The sequence below is a fragment of the Sulfidibacter corallicola genome (assembly GCF_017498545.1).
GTDB lineage: Bacteria > Acidobacteriota > Holophagae > Acanthopleuribacterales > Acanthopleuribacteraceae > Sulfidibacter > Sulfidibacter corallicola.
In genome coordinates, this window is the sequence record NZ_CP071793.1 from 6,852,977 (window position 1) to 6,870,389 (window position 17,413).

The 17,413-nt window shown below is 64.1% G+C and carries 7 protein-coding genes; 3 read left to right on the top strand and 4 right to left on the bottom strand.

Going from position 1 to position 17,413, the window contains the following annotated elements; all coding sequences use genetic code 11:
* Window positions 1-190 precede the first annotated feature (190 nt).
* Window positions 191-1,156 (top strand): tRNA 5-methoxyuridine(34)/uridine 5-oxyacetic acid(34) synthase CmoB, encoded by a 966-nt coding sequence (gene cmoB / locus J3U87_RS21300; RefSeq protein ID WP_237377797.1) that lies wholly within the window; start codon window positions 191-193, stop codon window positions 1,154-1,156.
* A 25-nt stretch (window positions 1,157-1,181) separates the two neighbouring features.
* On the opposite strand, the gene J3U87_RS21305 is transcribed toward cmoB, so the two are convergent.
* Entirely contained in the window at window positions 1,182-2,444 is a 1,263-nt protein-coding gene (locus J3U87_RS21305; RefSeq protein ID WP_237377798.1) for an OprO/OprP family phosphate-selective porin, read from the bottom strand.
* Window positions 2,445-2,737: 293 nt separating this feature from the next.
* On the opposite strand from J3U87_RS21305, the gene cmoA reads away from it, so the two are divergent.
* Together cmoA and J3U87_RS21315 are read left to right on the top strand one after the other, a co-directional pair.
* Window positions 2,738-3,463 carry a carboxy-S-adenosyl-L-methionine synthase CmoA gene (gene cmoA / locus J3U87_RS21310; RefSeq protein WP_237377799.1) on the top strand — a complete coding sequence of 242 codons (726 nt, stop codon included), beginning with the start codon at window positions 2,738-2,740 and terminating at the stop codon, window positions 3,461-3,463.
* 561 nt (window positions 3,464-4,024) lie between these two features.
* The gene (locus tag J3U87_RS21315; protein WP_237377800.1) at window positions 4,025-12,136 is read left to right on the top strand and encodes a PKD domain-containing protein; all 8,112 of its coding nucleotides are present in this window, start codon (window positions 4,025-4,027) and stop codon (window positions 12,134-12,136) included.
* Between the two features lie 1,156 nt (window positions 12,137-13,292).
* Here the strand turns inward: J3U87_RS21315 and J3U87_RS21320 are convergent.
* From J3U87_RS21320 to J3U87_RS21330, 3 genes are read right to left on the bottom strand one after another with little or no spacing between them, the layout of a single operon-like run.
* Entirely contained in the window at window positions 13,293-13,946 is a 654-nt protein-coding gene (locus J3U87_RS21320) for a hypothetical protein (RefSeq protein WP_237377801.1), read from the bottom strand.
* Window positions 13,943-14,581 carry an RNA polymerase sigma factor gene (locus J3U87_RS21325; RefSeq protein ID WP_237377802.1) on the bottom strand — a complete coding sequence of 213 codons (639 nt, stop codon included), beginning with the start codon at window positions 14,579-14,581 and terminating at the stop codon, window positions 13,943-13,945. The genes J3U87_RS21320 and J3U87_RS21325 overlap by 4 nt, the downstream gene beginning before the upstream one ends.
* Before the next feature lie 4 nt (window positions 14,582-14,585).
* Entirely contained in the window at window positions 14,586-17,411 is a 2,826-nt protein-coding gene (locus J3U87_RS21330; protein WP_237377803.1) for a CHAT domain-containing protein, read from the bottom strand.
* Window positions 17,412-17,413: the final 2 nt, after the last annotated feature.

A 17,413-nucleotide genomic window follows, 5' to 3' on the forward strand; every position in this document is an offset into this window, starting at 1 on the left:
GGTGGTTAGGGCCGGTAAGGCAGGACCGCTTAGCCCGCTGGATGGACTATCCAAGCGATTCGGACGAGGTGAATCGAAAAGCCTGTGTTTCTGGACGGGAACTTGTTAATTTTGGGAGGGTTCGGTGGGCGCCGAAACCGGTTTTCCAACCCGGCGGGTACGAATCGAATTTCTGGAGCATGGGAGCACTATGAGCCGCATTTTGGATATGGTTCGCGACGAGCAATCGCGTCAGGTTCTACGCCACCTCAACGAGGAGCGTGCCCATTGGCTGGAATGGAAGCCCTTTCAGGCGATTCGCGAAAAGATGGCGTTGCTGCCCGATTTGGCCGCGGATCATGTCGACTTCGACGACGGCGCCATCGTGATCGGCCGCGACTTGCCGCTCGAAGATCGCGAACGGCAAACGATTCTCGAAGCGTGCCAGGCCATACTCCCTTGGAAAAAGGGACCTTATCGACTTTTCGGAATCGAATTGGATGCCGAGTGGCGCAGTGACCACAAGTGGGATCGCATGAAGCACCGTCTCCCCTCGTTCAAGGACCAGGTCATTCTGGATATCGGTGGGAACAACGGCTACTACGCCTTTCGCATGCTGGCCGACGAGCCGTCCTACGTGCTCAACATCGATCCGGTGCCGCGCTTGTGGTACCAGTTCCATCTATTGCAGCATTTCGCGCGGCGACCGGAGCTGGAATTCCAGATGTGGGGTTGGGAGGAGGTCGCCCATTTCGAGAAGTTGTTCGACAGCGTGTTCTGCATGGGCATCCTGTACCATCACTTCAATCCCATCCAAATCCTGAAGAACATCCATCAAGCCCTGAAACCGGGAGGGTTGTTGGTGCTGGAGAGCATCGTGATCCCCGGCGAGGAGGCCTACTGCCTGTTCCCCGAGGATCGCTACGCACGCATGCGCAACGTGTGGTTCGTGCCCACGGTGAGTGCGATGCGGCACATGCTGGCCCGCTGCAAGTTCGAAGATATCGAAGTGGTCGCCGTCAACAGGCACGAGGCACGCGAGCAGCGGACCACCGTCTGGAATCCGGGACAGAGTTACGCCGATTTCGTGGATGCGACCAACCCCGACCGCACCGTCGAGGGTTTGGCGGCACCCCATCGCGCGATTCTGTTCGCGCGCCGCAAAAAGCGCCAGTAACCCGCGGGCGGAAACCGCGGGCCGATCACCACCGGTAGCGGGCTTCGAGCTGAAGGGATTCGGGATCCAGATCCAGGTCGGGCGCCGCGGCACGGTTGGCCTCGCCGGTCACGAACTCGGCCCCGATCCGCCAGTGCCGAGCCGGTTGCCAGAACAACGCGAGGGTCCAGGCCCGGCCGTCCTCCTGATTGAGATCGGCGTTGCTCGACGCCAGGCGTACGTCCAGGTCCTCGGTTTCGAATCGGTCGTAACGGGCGGTCAGGCGCCAGCGATCTTCGGCATCCGCGACGCTCAGCAGGCCGTACCACGCCAAAAACGAGATCTGCACGTTCGGGCTCCTGCGGAACCCCATGCCGGTATGCCCGTCCAGCCATTCTCCAGCGAAGGTCCAAACGGCGTTCGAGCCGAAATCCCAGGAGATGCCGACCTGGTCGAAATCGGTTTCCCAGGCGTATTCGCCGCGATACAACTGGCGATCGGCGCGGTTGTCGAGACGGCTGTACTGAACCAGCAGGCGGCCGTTCCATTCGGCGCCGATCCGTGCGCGCCATCCGGTTTTGTCGTCCAAATCGGTGCCCAGCGGCCTGGTGCCGTCGTCGCGTTGGACCCCGAACGGTCCGGTGTCCGACAGCGATGGGAGCGGCGGCAGGGGCAGGACCTCGTCCCGAACCGTGAGGCGGTTTCCCAGCGAGAAACCGCGCCACGCGAGCGCCGCACCGATGGTGTCGTTGTCGCGCAGTGCGGCCGCTCCGGCGAACAACGCGGTCGTCTCGCTCACATCCACGTGGTAGTTCAAATCGAGGCCCGTGGTGCGTACTTCTTCGCCGATCCAGGTGTTCAGCGCGGAAAAGGTCAGGGTATAGGGACTGGTCCACAAGGGGTCGATGTGTTCCATGGAGGTTTGGGGGAACATCATGCCGCCGCGCAGGCGCAGGCGACCGCCCCGACCCAGGAACAGACCCGTCTGCAGGTAGGCTTCGGTGACGCCCCAGCTCTCACCGGCCACTTCCTCGCGCTCCGAGCGCGCCAGACCGTGAACATAGGCCTTGAAATAGAGCGAGGGTTGCCAGGTGATGGCGAGGTGTCCACGCAGCGCGGCGTTGGTGCCCTGGATCGCGTCGCCCTGCAACTTGCCGAATCCGCCCTCGAGCCAGGTGGTCGTCCCTTCGGCTTCCAACAGTTGGGCGCCGATCCACCCCGAAACCCGGGGCCGGAGATCGGGCTCGTCCTGGAAGCCGAACAGCGTGGCGGGCCAGAGCCAGAAGAGGTGGATCCACATTCTTCGCATCACATCGTTCCTGGTGGCGCCTTTCACGGCGCATCGTTGCCGTTCGTTTCGAGACGTGCTTTCGCGGTCGCTCGTGCTTTCCTCGCGGGCGCCGTCACCGAATCGAGGGCATGCGCGGTCGTTAACCGGGCCGGGCCAAACCCGTACCGGCTTGGTTTCTGTTGTGGGCACCTGGTGCACCATCCTCGTGACTTTTGCTGATCGTCCATCCAAACATCGACACGGCCCGGATTATTTCCATTCGTTGCCCCGTCTCCCGCGCACGCGATATCATCGCCGTGGGAGGATTGGATTTGAAAGACGAACTGTTCAAGGAACCATTGTCGCGCGCTACCGATTTCACTTTCAACCGCGATGTGGCCGCCGTATTCGACGATATGGTCCATCGCTCGATTCCGTTCTATGGAGAAGTCCAGAACATGATCGTGGATTTGGTGGCCCATTACTACCAGGACGAGACCCTGGTCTACGACCTGGGCTGCTCGACGGGGGTGCTGATCGCCAAGCTGGCCGCGGCCTTGCCGGGATTGAAAGGCATTGTCGGCCTGGACAATTCGGAACCCATGATCGAAAAGACCCGGGAACGCCTGGCCGGCCTGCCGTCGAAGGTGCCCATCGATTTGGTGTGTGAGGATCTTCGGGATTTCGAACCGAAGCGAGCCTCGGCCGTGATCATGAACTACACCCTGCAGTTCGTCCGCCCACTTTACCGCGAACACGTGATGCGTCATATCTTCGAGGGTCTGGTTCCCGGCGGTATCTTGATTCTCTCGGAAAAAGTGCTCGAGGACAGCACCGATATCAGCCGCCTGTTCGTGGACATGTACTATCAGTTCAAGCGGCGCCAGGGTTATTCGGATATGGAGATCAGTCAGAAACGCGAACAGTTGGAAAATGTCCTGGTGCCCTATAAAGTCAGCGAGCAGCGTGAACTGCTGCAGCGTTGTGGCTTTCGCGAAGTGGAAATCTTTTTCAAGTGGAATAACTTTGCCTCGTTCGTCGCCATTCGATCGCTGTAGATCGTTGCCTTCATCCCGCCCCGGTCCGTACGGCTCGAATATGGCCCGGAGATTGGGTCTCAAAGACTTCCTGACTCCATTATTCGTCTGTGAGAAGGGTGTTCAGGGGTATGCAGCGGGCTTTGTACTCATGTTATAATGCGCCGGACCTTAAAAAGCCGTGACGTGCGAAAATAGGCGATCGCATCGCAGCGAGCGTAAAGAACGAGTGGTATCACGGGATGCTCGCCGTCTTGACCGCGATGGCGCTGTTTTCGCCACGAAGAGCTCGGCGGTATTGGCCGAGATCGCGGCGAACTTATTGGAAAAATTTATTTTTTTGAGAACACGAGTGCAGTCGGGATGCAGCCTGGTTTGGCCGGGGTACCGACGCGAATGAGGCCGATCCGAGCCACCAGGGCATGCTCGCCCGGGAGGGCGGAAACACCGACCGGCATGTTGCCGGGAGGGCGGCCGGCTTTCGATCGGTGTACCGAAACCGAGCGATCTCGCCTCACGGTTCCGTTTTGGTGGCGCTTGTACCCATTCCTTGTTGGTTGGGGATGATGGAGGATGCTTTTAATGAGCCGGCTTACCTGTTCGAACACGACTCTGGACACCTGTACGAATCCTAAACCGTTCCAATCCGTTCCGCTTTTCTCCGGATGGCGCGCCGCCGCGAGCGCGCTGCTGCTCCTGACGTTGGCCGCACCCCAGGGGCTGTGGGCCGGCGGGAACATGGAGCCGGACGGGGCCATCGACCTGCCGGCCATGAATACCACGATTCCGGAAGGCGGTTCGGTCACCTTCGAGGGAACGGGCAACGACCCCGACGGCAATACGCCCTTGACGTTCCTGTGGGATTTCGACGGCGGCGCGACCAACAGCACGGACGAAGATCCCGGTGCGGTGACGTTCAACACGGCGGGCGTGTACACGGTGACCTTCACCGTGACCGACAGCCTGGCCCTGGCCGATCCGACGCCGGCCCAGGTGGTGATCACGGTCAATGCGCCTCCCGACGGCACCATCGACCTGCCCCTCATGGACACCACCATCGCCGAGGGCGATTCCGTGACCTTCGGGGGCACGGCCAGCGATCCCGACGGCAACACGCCTTTGACGTTTCTGTGGAATTTCGACGGCGGCGCGACCAACAGTACGGACGAAGATCCCGGTGCGGTGACGTTCAGCACGGCGGGTGTGTACAACGTGACCTTCACGGCCACCGACAGCCTCGGCTTGGCCGACCCGACCCCGGCGACCGTGGAGATCACGGTCAACGCTCGGCCCAGTGGGACCATCGACCTGCCCATCGCCAATACGACCATCGCCGAGGGCGAGTCGGTGACCTTCGAGGGGTCCGGCAGCGATCCCGACGGCCACACGCCCTTGACGTTTCTGTGGGACTTCGACGGTGGCGCGACCAACAGCACCGATGAAGATCCCGGCATGGTCACCTTCGACACGCCAGGCGTCTACGACGTGGCCTTCACCGTGACGGACAATCTCGGTTTGGCCGACGCGATACCGGCGATGGTCACGATTACCGTCAATGCCCGGCCGGACGGGACCATCGACAGTCCGGCGACCGATGTCCAGATCCTGCCGAGCGGGACCGTGAATTTCCAGGGCTCCGGCACGGATGCCGAAAACAACCTGCCGTTGACTTACGATTGGTTCTTCGACGGTGCGGCCGGCAACTCGAACCTCGAGGATCCCGGCCTCATCGCGTTTGCCGCGGTGGGTCACTACGACGTGACCCTCACCGTGACGGACAGTCTCGGTGCCGATGACCTGAGCCCGGCCACGCGCCGCGTCACGGTGTCCACGCCGCCCGTGGCGACCATCGACCTACCGATGGCCGACGCCACGATCGGCACGGGCGAGACGGTGACCTTCGGGGGCGGCGCGACTGACGCCGACGGGGATTTGAGCTTCACCTTCCTCTGGGATTTCGACGGCGGCGCCACCAACAGCACGGTCGAGGATCCGGGCGCCGTTCAATTCGACACGCCGGGCCTCTACACCGTCAGTTTCACCGCCACGGACAGCCTGGGCGTGCCCAGCGTGGCGGACACCGTCATGGTGCGGGTCAGCGATCGACCCGATGCCAGCATCGATGCGCCCGTGGGGCCCCAGACCGTGGCGCGCGGCGAGGCCTTGACCTTCGGCGCCACGGGTAGCGATCCCGACGACTCCACGCCGCTGACGTACCTGTGGGATTTCGGCGGCGGTGCCGCCAATATCGGTGTCGAGGACCCCGGTTCGGTTCAATTCAACACCAACGGCATGTTCACCGTGACCCTGACCGTGACCGATAGCTTCGGCCTGGAGGATCTGACGCCGCCGACCCTGACCGTCACCGTGACCGACGCGCCGAACGGAACCATCGACGCTCCCGCCACGAACCAGGTCATCGCGACCGGTGAAAGCGTTTCCTTCACCGGCACGAGCAGCGATCCCGACAATTCCACGCCGCTGACCTTCCTGTGGGACTTCGGTGGTGGCGCGACCAACAGCATGGTCGAGGATCCCGGTTCGGTCACCTTCAACACCGCCGGCGTCTACACGGTCACGTTTACGGTGACCGATGCGCTGGGCATTGCCGATCCCACGCCCGGGACGGTGCAGGTCACCGTGACCGATCGTCCCGACGGCACCATCACGGCGCCCGCCACGGACTTGCTGATCGAGACGGGTAGTTCGGTGAATTTCAGCGCCGATGCCTCGGATCCCGACAACAACACGCCGCTGACGTACCTGTGGGATTTCGACGGCGGCGCGACCAACAGCACGATCGAGGACCCCGGCAACGTGGCCTTCGACACTCCGGGTGTGTACGACGTGACCTTCACCGTCACGGATGCCCTGGGATTTGCCGATCTGTCGCCGGACACCGTGCGCATCACCGTGACCGACGCCCCCGAAAGCACCATCGATCTGCCCGCGAGCAACACGACGGTCCTGGTGAATGGGGCCGTGACCTTCGAGGGGACGGCCACCGATGCGGACAACAATACGCCGTTGACCTTCTTGTGGGATTTCGACGGAGGCGCCACCAACAGCACCACCGAGGATCCCGGCCCGGTCACCTTCGACACCCCGGGGATCTACCAGGTGACCTTTACGGCCACCGATGCGTTGGGCATGGCCGATCCCACGCCGGACACGGTACAGCTCATCGTGACCCACGCGCCCGAGGGCACCATCGACGCCCCGGTTACCGACCAGGTCATCGCCACCGGCACCACCCTGAATTTTCAGGGGACCGTGACCGACGCGGATGACAATACACCCTTCACCTATCTATGGGATTTCGACGGCGGCGCGACCAACAGCACCGACGAGGATCCCGGCGATGTCACGTTCAACTCGGTCGGCGTCTTCGATGTGACCTTTACGGCCACCGATGCCTTCCTCGTGTCCGACCAGACCCCCGCGACCCTGCGGGTGACGGTGACCGATGCACCCTCGGGCACGATCACCAGCCCGGCGGGCAATCAGACGATCGATGTGGGTGACTCGCTGAACTTCGCCGGTGCGGCCAGCGACCCGGACAACACTACGCCGCTCAGCTTCTTATGGGAATTCGACGGTGCGGTGCCCGATCAGAACGTAGAAGATCCCGGTGTCGTCACCTTCAACACCGCGGGCGTCTACGACGTGACGTTCACCGTAACCGATGCGCTGGGGATCAGCGATCCGACGCCCGCGACCCTGACCGTCACCGTCAACGGTCCGCCCAACGGCACGATCGACACGCCCGTCGGCAACCAGAACATCTCCGTCGGGGAGTCCCTGAACTTCACGGGCACCGGCACGGACCCCGACAACAACACACCGCTGACCTACCTGTGGGATTTCGACGGCGGTGCCGCGAACAGCACCACGGAGGACCCCGGTTCGGTGCAGTTCGATTCGCCGGGCTCCTTCACGGTACGATTCACCGTGACCGATTCGCTGGGCCAGGTCGATCCGACACCGGCCACGATGGTGGTCAACGTGGCCAACGCGCCCGCCGGTATCATCGACGAACCCGCCACCGGCCCCGTGATCATCGCACCGGGTGCCTCGGTCTTCTTCCTGGGATCGGTCATCGATCCCGACAACGCCACGCCCTACACCTATCTCTGGAACTTCGACGGCGGCGCGACCAACAGCGTGGTTCAGGACCCTGGCAACGTGGTGTTCCTCAACCACGGCACCTACGACACGACGTTCCAGGTCACCAACGGCCTGGGGATCGCCGATCCCTCGCCACCGGGCGTCACGGTGATCGTGTCCAACCGACCCGAAAGCGTCATCGACAGCCCCGCCGGCCCGGTCAACGTGGGTGTCGGCGGTTCGGTGAGTTTCGCGGGGTCCGGTTCCGATCCCGACGGCGATACGCCGCTGACCTACCTTTGGACCTTCGACGGTGCGGCGCCCGACAGTGCGCTCGAAGATCCGGGCGCGGTGACCTTCAACGCGACGGGCACCTACACGGTGACCCTCACCGCGACCGACAGCCTGGGCGCTCCGGACGACACGCCCGCCACGGTCGTGGTGACCGTGACCGATCCGCCCGACGGCACCATCGACACACCCGCCGCCAACCTTTCCGTGGCGACCGGCGGCACCGTGAGCTTCACCGGCTCGGCTTCCGATCCCGACAACAACCTCCCGTTGACCCACCTGTGGGATTTCGACGGCGGCGCCACCAACAGCACCACCGAAGACCCCGGCGCGATCCAGTTCGACACGCCCGGTGTCTACACGGTGACTTACACCGTCACGGACGCCCTCGGCGTGGTGGACCCGACCCCGGACACGGTCACGGTCAGCGTGACCGATCCGCCCGACGGCACCATCGATGCGCCGGCGAGCGACGTCACCATTCCCGTCGGGGGCTCGGTGACTTTCGCCGGTTCGGGTGTCGATCCGGACAACGACCTGCCGCTGACCTTCCTGTGGGACTTCGACGGCGGTGCGACCAACAGCACGGTCGAGGATCCCGGCGAGATCACCTTCGACAACGGCGGCACCTTCACGGTGACCTTCACCGTATCCGATGCCCAGGGCATCGCCGATCCCACCCCGGCTACGGTCGTGGTCACGGTGACCGGTGCACCGGAGAGTACCATCGACGAGCCGACGGGCCCGGTGACCGTGACCGTGGGTGAATCGGTCACCTTCGCGGGGTCTGGCAACGATCCCGACGGCGACACGCCGTTGACCTACGCCTGGGATTTCGACGGCGCGGCCCCGGCCAGCACGGAAGAGGATCCGGGTGCGATTCAGTTCGACACGCCTGGCGAATACGAGGTGACCCTGACGGTCACCGACGCCCGCGGCATCGCCGATCCCACCCCCGCCAGCGTCACCGTCACGGTTGGCGACACCCCGAACGGCACCATCGACACGCCCGCCGAGGACGTGATCATCGCGGTTGGCGAGTCGGTCAACTTCACCGCCTCGGGCAACGACCCGGGCGGGCATCTGCCGCTCGATTTCCAGTGGGACTTCGGCGGGGGCGCCTCGGACAGCAATGTCGAGGATCCCGGCGACGTGACCTTCAACAGCGTCGGTAACTTCACGGTCACCTTGACGGTGACCAACGACATCGGCCTCGAGGACCCCGTACCCGCGACCATCACGGTCACGGTCAGTGAACGGCCCGTGGGCGCCATCGACACCCCCACCGGCCAGGTCACCATCGTGACCGGCCAAACGGTGGACTTCACCGGCTCGGCCACGGATGCCGACAACACCACGCCCTTCGACTTTGCCTGGGATTTCGGCGGTGGGGCCGCCAACCAGTCGGTCGAGGATCCCGGCGAGGTGGCCTTCGACACCCCTGGCGTCTACACGGTCGTGATGACCGTGACCGACGCCTTGGGGCTCGAGGATTTGACTCCGCCGTCCGTCACCGTTCGCGTCAGTGACGAACCCGACGGCACCATCGACAGCCCGGCCGGCGACATGATCATCGGCACCGGCGAATCGCTGAACTTCACCGCGACCGCCGTCGACAGCGACAACAACCTGCCGCTCACCCATTTCTGGGATTTCGGCGGCGGCGCGAGCGATGCGAACGTGGAGGATCCCGGCGCGGTGACCTTCGATACACCCGGGATCTACACCGTGTCCTATCAAGTCACCGACGCCTTCGGCATCGTGGACCCCACGCCGGCCGAGATCACGGTGACGGTCGCCGACCGTCCCGAAAGTGTCATCAACGATCCGGTCGCCGACATGATCATCGGTAGTGGCAGTTCGTTGTTGTTCTCGGCGACCGGTTCCGATACCGGCGGCAACCAGCCGCTCAGTTATTTCTGGACCTTCGCGGGTGTCGTTCCCGACAGCGCCGAGCGCAATCCGGGCGAAGTCCTATTCGCCAACGCGGGTATCTTCGACATCACCCTCACCGTCACCAACAGTCTGGGCCTCGAGGACTTGACGCCGGCGACCGTGCGCGTCACGGTGACCGATGCGCCCGAGGGCACGATCGACGAACCCGCGGCGAGCGTGGTCGGTGTGGCTCCGGGAGAGTCCGTGACCTTCAGCGCGACCGCGACCGATGCGGACAACACCAATCCGCTCACCTTCGCCTGGTCCTTCGACGGCGGTGCGACCGACGTCACCGTGGAGGATCCGGGCAGTGTCGCGTTCGCCGATCCGGGTGTCTACCAGGTGACCTTCACCGTCACCGACGGCCTGGGCATTCAGGATCCGACGCCGGCGACGCGAACCATCGTCGTCAGTTCCGAGGTGGCCGGTTTTATCGATCACCCCACCAACAGCGTCATCGTCAACCCGGGGACCATGGTCGAGTTTGCCGGAACCGGCGGGGACCCCGCCAACCAGACACCGCTTTCCTTCCTGTGGACCTTCGACGGGGCGGCCCCCGACAGCACGCTGGAAGATCCCGGCTTCCTGACCTTCGATGATCCGGGTTCCTATGCGGTTCGCTTCATCGTGACCAACGCGATCGACGTGGCCGATCCCGACCCGCCGCGACGCACGATCTTCGTCAACGATCCCCCGACGGGCACCATCGAGCAACCCACGGGCGACGTCTCGATCCCCGTCGGCGCCAGCGTGAGTTTCCAGGCTTCGTCGGCCGATCCGAACACCCTGTCCGGCCTGGCGCCCGACACCGATCTTGCCGTGTTGTGGGACTTCGACGGCGGCGCCCCCAACAGCACCGTGGAAGATCCGGGGACCGTGGTGTTCCAGGAGCCCGGTGTGTTCGACGTGACCTTTACGGTGACGGACAGCCGGGGTGCCCCCGATCCCAATCCGCCCACCCGCCGCATCGTGGTGGGTTCGGCGCCCGACGGCACGATCGAATCGCCGGTCGAAGAGGAGCTGACCATCAACCTGGGAGACAGTCTCGACTTCGCGGGCAGCGCGATCGATCCCGACAACCAGATGCCGTTGACCTTTGCCTGGGATTTCGACGGGGCGGCACCGCCCAGCGATCAGATGGAGCCGGGTACCATCCTGTTCGATCAGCAGGAGTCCGGTCCCATCCAGCAGCACCTCGTCACGTTCACGGTCACCAACAACCTGGACATTACCGACCCGATTCCGGACACGACCTTGATCACGGTCAACCGTCCGCCGGCGGGTGCCGAACTGCGCTTGGTGGTCGCCGGTGGCGAGAGCCAGAGTTCCGGCACCCCGACGGTGTTGGATCCGGACGTGGACGACACCCACCTGTTCGAGATCGTCGATCCGCCCGAGTTCGGGTTGTTGGAAGAGTCGGACGGAACGTTCACCTACACCGTGGCTCCCGATCGCCACGGCTCCTTCGAGTTCACCTTCCGAGCCACCGATCCGGGTGGCTTCGAGGTACTGGGTCAGGGCGTCATTCTGGTCCTGACCTCGAAGGTCTACTCCGGGCTGCTGGCATCCTGGCCGGATCCGCCGATCATCGATTGTTTGACTCCGGGCGATACCGAGTGCCAGAACGACATCGACACCCTGTTGGAGATCGTCAACAATCCCGACGTGCCGCGCGGACGTCTCGGCAAGCGATCTCGGGCCTTCAGGCTGGCCGGAGATCCCGCCGCACCGGTCCAGATTCTGGCGGACGGGCCTGTGACTTCAAACGTGGCGCCCTTTGCCGGGATGGATTTGGAACTTCGGGCCGCGATCCAGCGCGAAGTGGAAGACGATTTGGACGGTGCTTGGCCCGGATTCCTGCTGACTTCGGTGCCGGCCTACCTGTCGCCGCCCGGATCGCGGATCGAGCGATGGCTGGCGGCCGTCCCGCCGGACAGCGAGCTCAACGACCTGTGCGAGCACAGCGTGATGGCCCGCTGGCCGCGGTTGGGCATGGTGCCGCGCGAGGGCAGCACCTTCGACCACGGCGAGACCTGGTCGGCGGTGTGCCGGGCCGACGGCAGCGGCGAGGCTTGGTTCGCCCTGTACGTACCGTCCGGGGCTCACGGCAGCCTCACGGTGCGCGCGGTGCCCCACGGTGACGACGGCTTGGACGAGCCCGTCGTCGAGCTGTTCGCCGGCGAAGTGGGTCCCTTCGTCACGCAATGTGGCGACTTGCGCGCCTTGGGCTGCAGCGAGGCCGGTGCCGATTCGGCCGTCACGGTCCATGGCGCCGAGCTGCGTGGCCGGGTTCTGTTCGCGGTCGTGCGCGGGCTGGAAGGCCGCCAAGGCACCTTCACCCTGTTGCTGGAACGTCACTGATCGCGGATACCCGTCCGTTGCGAAGCGCAGCGGGCGGGTGCGCTCTCCATGGCTGCATCCCAGCTTTACGGTATGTTGGGATGTGCACCATCCGGGGCTGATCGATGCCTGGATGGTCGTCGTTGGCGACCAAGCCGTAGGATGGCCGCGGGCGCAGCGACCGTATGCTGGGATCACCATAAAACCCACGTTTGGATGGGGAGTGTCCCGGGCCAATCCTGTAGGGATGGCCATAAAACCCATGTTTGGATGGGGAGTGTCCCGGGCCAATCCTGTAGGGATGGCCATAAAACCCATGTTTGGATGGGTGTGTCCCGGGCCAATCCTGAAGGGATGGCCATAAAACCCATGTTTGGATGGGTGTGTCCCGGGCCAATCCTGTAGGGATGGCCAACCGGATGCTTGGACCACAACTTATTAAAAACGCGGGCCTTTGGCCCGCCACCAGCAGGGACCCTGTAAGGGTCACACATTTCAGCGAAGGGTTAAGGAGGCAGCGCCGACGCAACCCTGGTTGCCTGGGGTGCCCGAACTCCAGCCCTGGAAGGGCGGGACTACGAAGCCGATCGCGGAGTTCACACCACCTCCGGTTGACCCTTCCCTCGAAGTTTACACCACCTCCGGTTGACCCTTCCCTCGAAGTTCACACCACCTCCGGTTGACCCTTCCCTCGAAGTTCACACCACCTCCGGGATCCCCACGCGGAGCCGCCCCGTTGGGGCTGGATGCGGGCACCCCGAACAACCAGGGTTGCGTCGTCGTTCCGACTCCTTAACCCTTCGCTGTAATGTGTCGTCCCTTCAGGACGCCTGCTGGTGGCGTGCCTTCGGCACGCGTTTTAATTTAATGATGATCCCAACATTTCGTTGGCCATCCCTTCAGGATTGGCCCGGGACACACCCATCCAAACCTGGGTTTGATGCGAAGGGCCCATCCCTCCAGGATTGGCCCGGAACATCGACCGACCAAACATGGCGATGGCGTGGCCGCAATCATCCGATCACGATGGGCCCGGAACGGCGCCGCGGCGGAGATGGTACCGCGTCCGATGTGGCCCATCGCTCCAGAATTGGCCCGGAACATCGACCGACCAAACATGGCGATGGTGCGGCCGTTCGAAACCCCAGCGCCAACCTTGGAACGGCGCCCGCCACACTCACTGCACGCGGGTGACGAAGACCCGCGACGTACGGCTGCCGTCCTCGAATACCGCCGTGACCCGCCAGGTGACCGCGGCGCCCTCCGGCAGGGAGCCCAACAGGTTCTCCGGCACCTTGAACTCCGGCTCCACCAGATCCGTCTCGTGCACCAACACGTGGAACAAATCCTCGGTCGTCACGTGTAACTCGTAGCGAATCAGGTTCTTCTGTGCCGGCTCCAGGTTCCAACGCAAGTGGAAATCCGCGCGGCTCAGCCCTTCCTGGGCTGCCAGCTCCGATTCGATGCGCTCCAGGTCCTCGCCGCGATCGATCGAAGTGACCGGTCGCCACAGGTGGGGTCCGAAGATGGGGACCAAGATGCCCAGTAACAATACCGCTGCCGCGACGGTCCAAAGCGGTACGGGGAAGGGGATCACGCGTCCCATGGGTCGCTCGCGACCGGCCTCGAGCTCGGCCGCCAGACGCCAGGATTCGGCGCACACCCCGCACTCGACGGTGTGTTTGACGATGCGGCGGGTGGCGCGTGGGGAGAGCTGGCCCGTTCGGGCTCGCCAGAGTTGGTCCGGCTCCGGGCAATCGTCGCGCGGTCGGGCCCGTTCGGAAAGCTGGGTGAACGCCTGTTGCAATTGGTCGCTGGTGGGATGAGTCATAGAGCACCTCTCTCTTTTGATAGACCCTTTTGTGATAGGCATTTGCGCAAATCGGCCAGCCCTCGATAAATCAAGTTTTCCGTTTTTCGGAGCGACCAGCCCAACAAGCGGGCGGCCTCCGGGGCGCTTTCGCCTTGGAGTTTCAATGCGACCGCCACGCGGCGAGGCGTGATCAGCCCGGTCAGGCAGGCGCGAATGTGGCTGCCGATTTGACGGGCGATCAGGCGTTGTTCCGGGTCCGGTCCGTGGCCTTCCAGCGGGTGGTCACCGCCGCTTTCGTCGGTGGTGCTCCACTCGCGCCGGCTGCGTACGCGACGGATTTCGTCGACCAGCGCGCAATAGGCCGTCCGCCGCAGGTAACTCGCATTGAAGGAACGGTGTTCGTCGCAGTTGCGGATTTGCTCCACGACCCGCATCAGGCTCATTTGAACCAAATCGTCGCTTTGGGCCGAAAGCCAAGTGGGGCAAATGCGGGTGACGGCCTTTTCCAGCTCCCGCCGTAGGGATTCGAGATCGGAAGATGCCGGGGCACCCGCTTCCCAAGCCAGGTCGTCCGCCTGTCGCACGGCGGGTTCGCGGTCGTCGCGATGCCAGTCGGCAGGCGGGGCCTGGTGGGAGGAAGACGTTTCCAACATGGGTTCAACTCCTGGTGTGACGCCGTTGTCGGCGCACCACGCCGACAAGCAGGGAAATCAGGGAAAAGGCGACGAGCGCCCACACGAAAACCGGCAAGCTTTCGCGATCGGGCTCGTCGAACAGCACCGCGTGGCCGTTGCCCAGAACCACCACGTTCGACCAGGTGGCCACCGATTGGTTTGCCTCGTGGCAGTGGCGTTGGGCCATGCTCATCGCGCGAGAAACCGGCAGGCCGTTGGCCAAATGACGGTAGAAGGTGTCGAAAAGGACTTCGGCATTTTGATCGGAGAGCGGTTGCAGCGTGCCGATGACCGTGGTCGCGCCGGCTTGGAGGAAGGAGCGCGCCAGGCTCATGACGCCTTCACCGCGGAAGGTCAGGCCCGAGGCACCGTGGCAGGTGGACAGCACCACCACCTGTCCGTCCAGGTCCAACCGCTCGATTTCCCGAGGCGTCAGGAACCCGTCTTCTTCGTCCGAACCGGGAGCGAGGATGATCGCCGAACGTTGGGGGCGCACTTCGTCGATCACCGCGTGGGCCGCGAAATGGAGCACCTTGTACTGCCGGAGATCCTGCTGCTTCAGGAACTTCTCCGAGGCGCGATCGCCCATCAGCAATTCACTGTCGCGGCCCACATGACGCACCACCGACCGCGCTTCCGACCGCGCGTAGGGGAGGGGACCCAGTTTGGCGCCCGCGATCAGGTCGGCGGGCGTGACCGTTTTGGTGCCGCGGTACAGGCGTTCCCAGCCCCCGCTGTCGGGGCTTTCCTCGAGCGGGGTTTCGATCGCCCGATTGCGCGGATCGGAAAAAACCAGCGCGCCCGAGCCCTTCGCCTGCGGGTTCTGCTTCGACCATCGCAACCACAGGGTCGCCGACGGGACCAGGGTCAGGTGATAGCGAAAGGCCAGCGGCGTGTGGTTCGCGGCCGATTGGAGAAGGCTGAAGGGCAGATGGTAGAGGTGGCCGTCGGGAATGATGACCAGTTCTTCGATGCCTTCGGGCAAATCCGCGAGTGCCCGTTCCATCAGGCGGCGGTAGAGCGCTTCGGCTCCGGCCCGAATCTGTTGGGTGTGTTTGCCTTCGGCGCACAAGTCCCGAAACGTATCGACGGCGGGTTCGATGGCGGCGCGATCCGCCAGTTCGTATACCTCGACGCCCGCGTTGGTGACGACCCACAGCCAAGAACCGCCGTAGAACTGGCCGTAGGGGTTTTCGCGATACGAGAGCTGGTAGGAAAGCAGTGCTTGATGGGGCTCGAGCGCTGCCTGAACCTGTTCCAGGGATGCGGCTTGCAGGCTTTGCCGTCCGCCGTACCCGGCGTGTTTCGCGCGGATTCGAGCGTCCTGTGCGCCGATTTTGGCCGTCAGGGCTTCGCGGAGTTGCCGTTTGCTCGCACGCGCTTCGGGGCTCAGGTCGGGATTCAGCAGGTCCTGATGTAGGCGTACCCATTGGCGGTCCAAGCCGCGGCGGGTCTCGGTCAGGTCGTTCATCTCGTCGGGGAGATCGTTGATCCGCTCGAACGACAGCGATTCCAACAGCGATCTGGCCCGCAGCCGCTCCATGACACGGTGGGCTTCACGGGCCCAGGTCAGGTCCCGCTCTTCGCGGAACAGGCGGCTCAGGTGCCCCACGAGCGCGTAGTAGGAAAACGCTTGATGGGAGAGGAAGCCGGCTCGTCCGATGTCGCTGCTTTGGGTTTCGCGAACGGCCTCGATCAGGTCGAGCAGGTCCAGGGAGCGCGCCAACGCCTCCGCCGGCGGACGGGAGATCCAGTCCACGTGCATGCGGTCGCACCAGGCCGTCAGCAGGATCGCGGGATCTTCGCTCTTGGCGGCGGCCGCGTAGGATCGGCCGATCAGGTTTTGCGCCGCTTGGGGATCGCGGTCGACCCGCCGTGCGGCCAGACCGCGCAGGACCAGACTCTCCAGCTCCGGATCGCCCAGTTCCCGGGTCATGGCCTGGGCCTTGGCGAGGTATCGATCGGCCTGTTCGGTGTCCGCCAACATTGCCGCTTCGTAGAGTACGCGTACCTCCAGCGCCTGGTGTTCCAGAGCCTGGCTGGTTTCGCGCAGCCTCGCCGCCAACTGCGAGGCCTCGTCCCGCGTGGCCGGCGTCCAGGGACCGGTACCGACCAGGCTGATCAGCGTGTTGAGGCTCGCGACGGCGGCCGCATAGGGATCTTCGTGTTTCTCGGCCAGGTCGAGCAAGGCCGCGTAGTACTCGCGGGCCCGGCGCGGCTGACCCAGTTCTTCCGCCAGATCGCCCAGGGCCAGCAGGCAATCGCGGCGCGTGCTGTAACTGCTCTCTTCGCGGAAAAGCCTCGGTTCCAACTGCTCCAACAGCGACTGGGCCTGTTCCAGCGAACCCTTTCGTTTCAGCAGCATGCCGCGATCCAGCGTCGCCGCGTAGATCAGGCTGGCGTCTCTCATCAACATCGCCTGGTGTTGGGCGGCCGCCAAGGCGCGTTCCGCCTCCTGCCAGAGGTTTTGCGTGGTCAGCACGCGGTGCAGGTTGATCTGGGTGTAGACCATGCCCTGCCCGTCCCCGGTCTCGTCGAAGGCATCCAGCGCGACTCGGTAGTGATCGAGGGCCGCCGGATCCATCCGATCCTGGGCGATGTTTCCCAGGTAGAAATGGACCCAGGGCAGCGTCTCCCCGCCTTCCAGAAGCGCCTCGAGCTGCCGCCCGGCCTCGTTCCACAGCCCCTGGCCGCGGGCCACGTCGTAGAAGCATTTGGCCGGACGGTAGTCGCGGGGATCGGGAACGAAGGCCTGCCGGCAGGTGGCGAAGGGATCCTGCCACACGAGTGCGAACCAGTAGATCCACACGG

What these genes read in the sequence shown, in the direction of transcription:
- J3U87_RS21325 (WP_237377802.1), bottom strand. Translation starts at nt 14,581, where the DNA reads ATGTTGGAAACGTCTTCCTCCCACCAGGCCCCGCCTGCCGACTGGCAT.
- cmoB (WP_237377797.1), top strand. Translation starts at nt 191, where the DNA reads ATGAGCCGCATTTTGGATATGGTTCGCGACGAGCAATCGCGTCAGGTT.
- J3U87_RS21320 (WP_237377801.1), bottom strand. Translation starts at nt 13,946, where the DNA reads ATGACTCATCCCACCAGCGACCAATTGCAACAGGCGTTCACCCAGCTT.
- J3U87_RS21315 (WP_237377800.1), top strand. Translation starts at nt 4,025, where the DNA reads ATGAGCCGGCTTACCTGTTCGAACACGACTCTGGACACCTGTACGAAT.
- J3U87_RS21305 (WP_237377798.1), bottom strand. Translation starts at nt 2,444, where the DNA reads ATGCGAAGAATGTGGATCCACCTCTTCTGGCTCTGGCCCGCCACGCTG.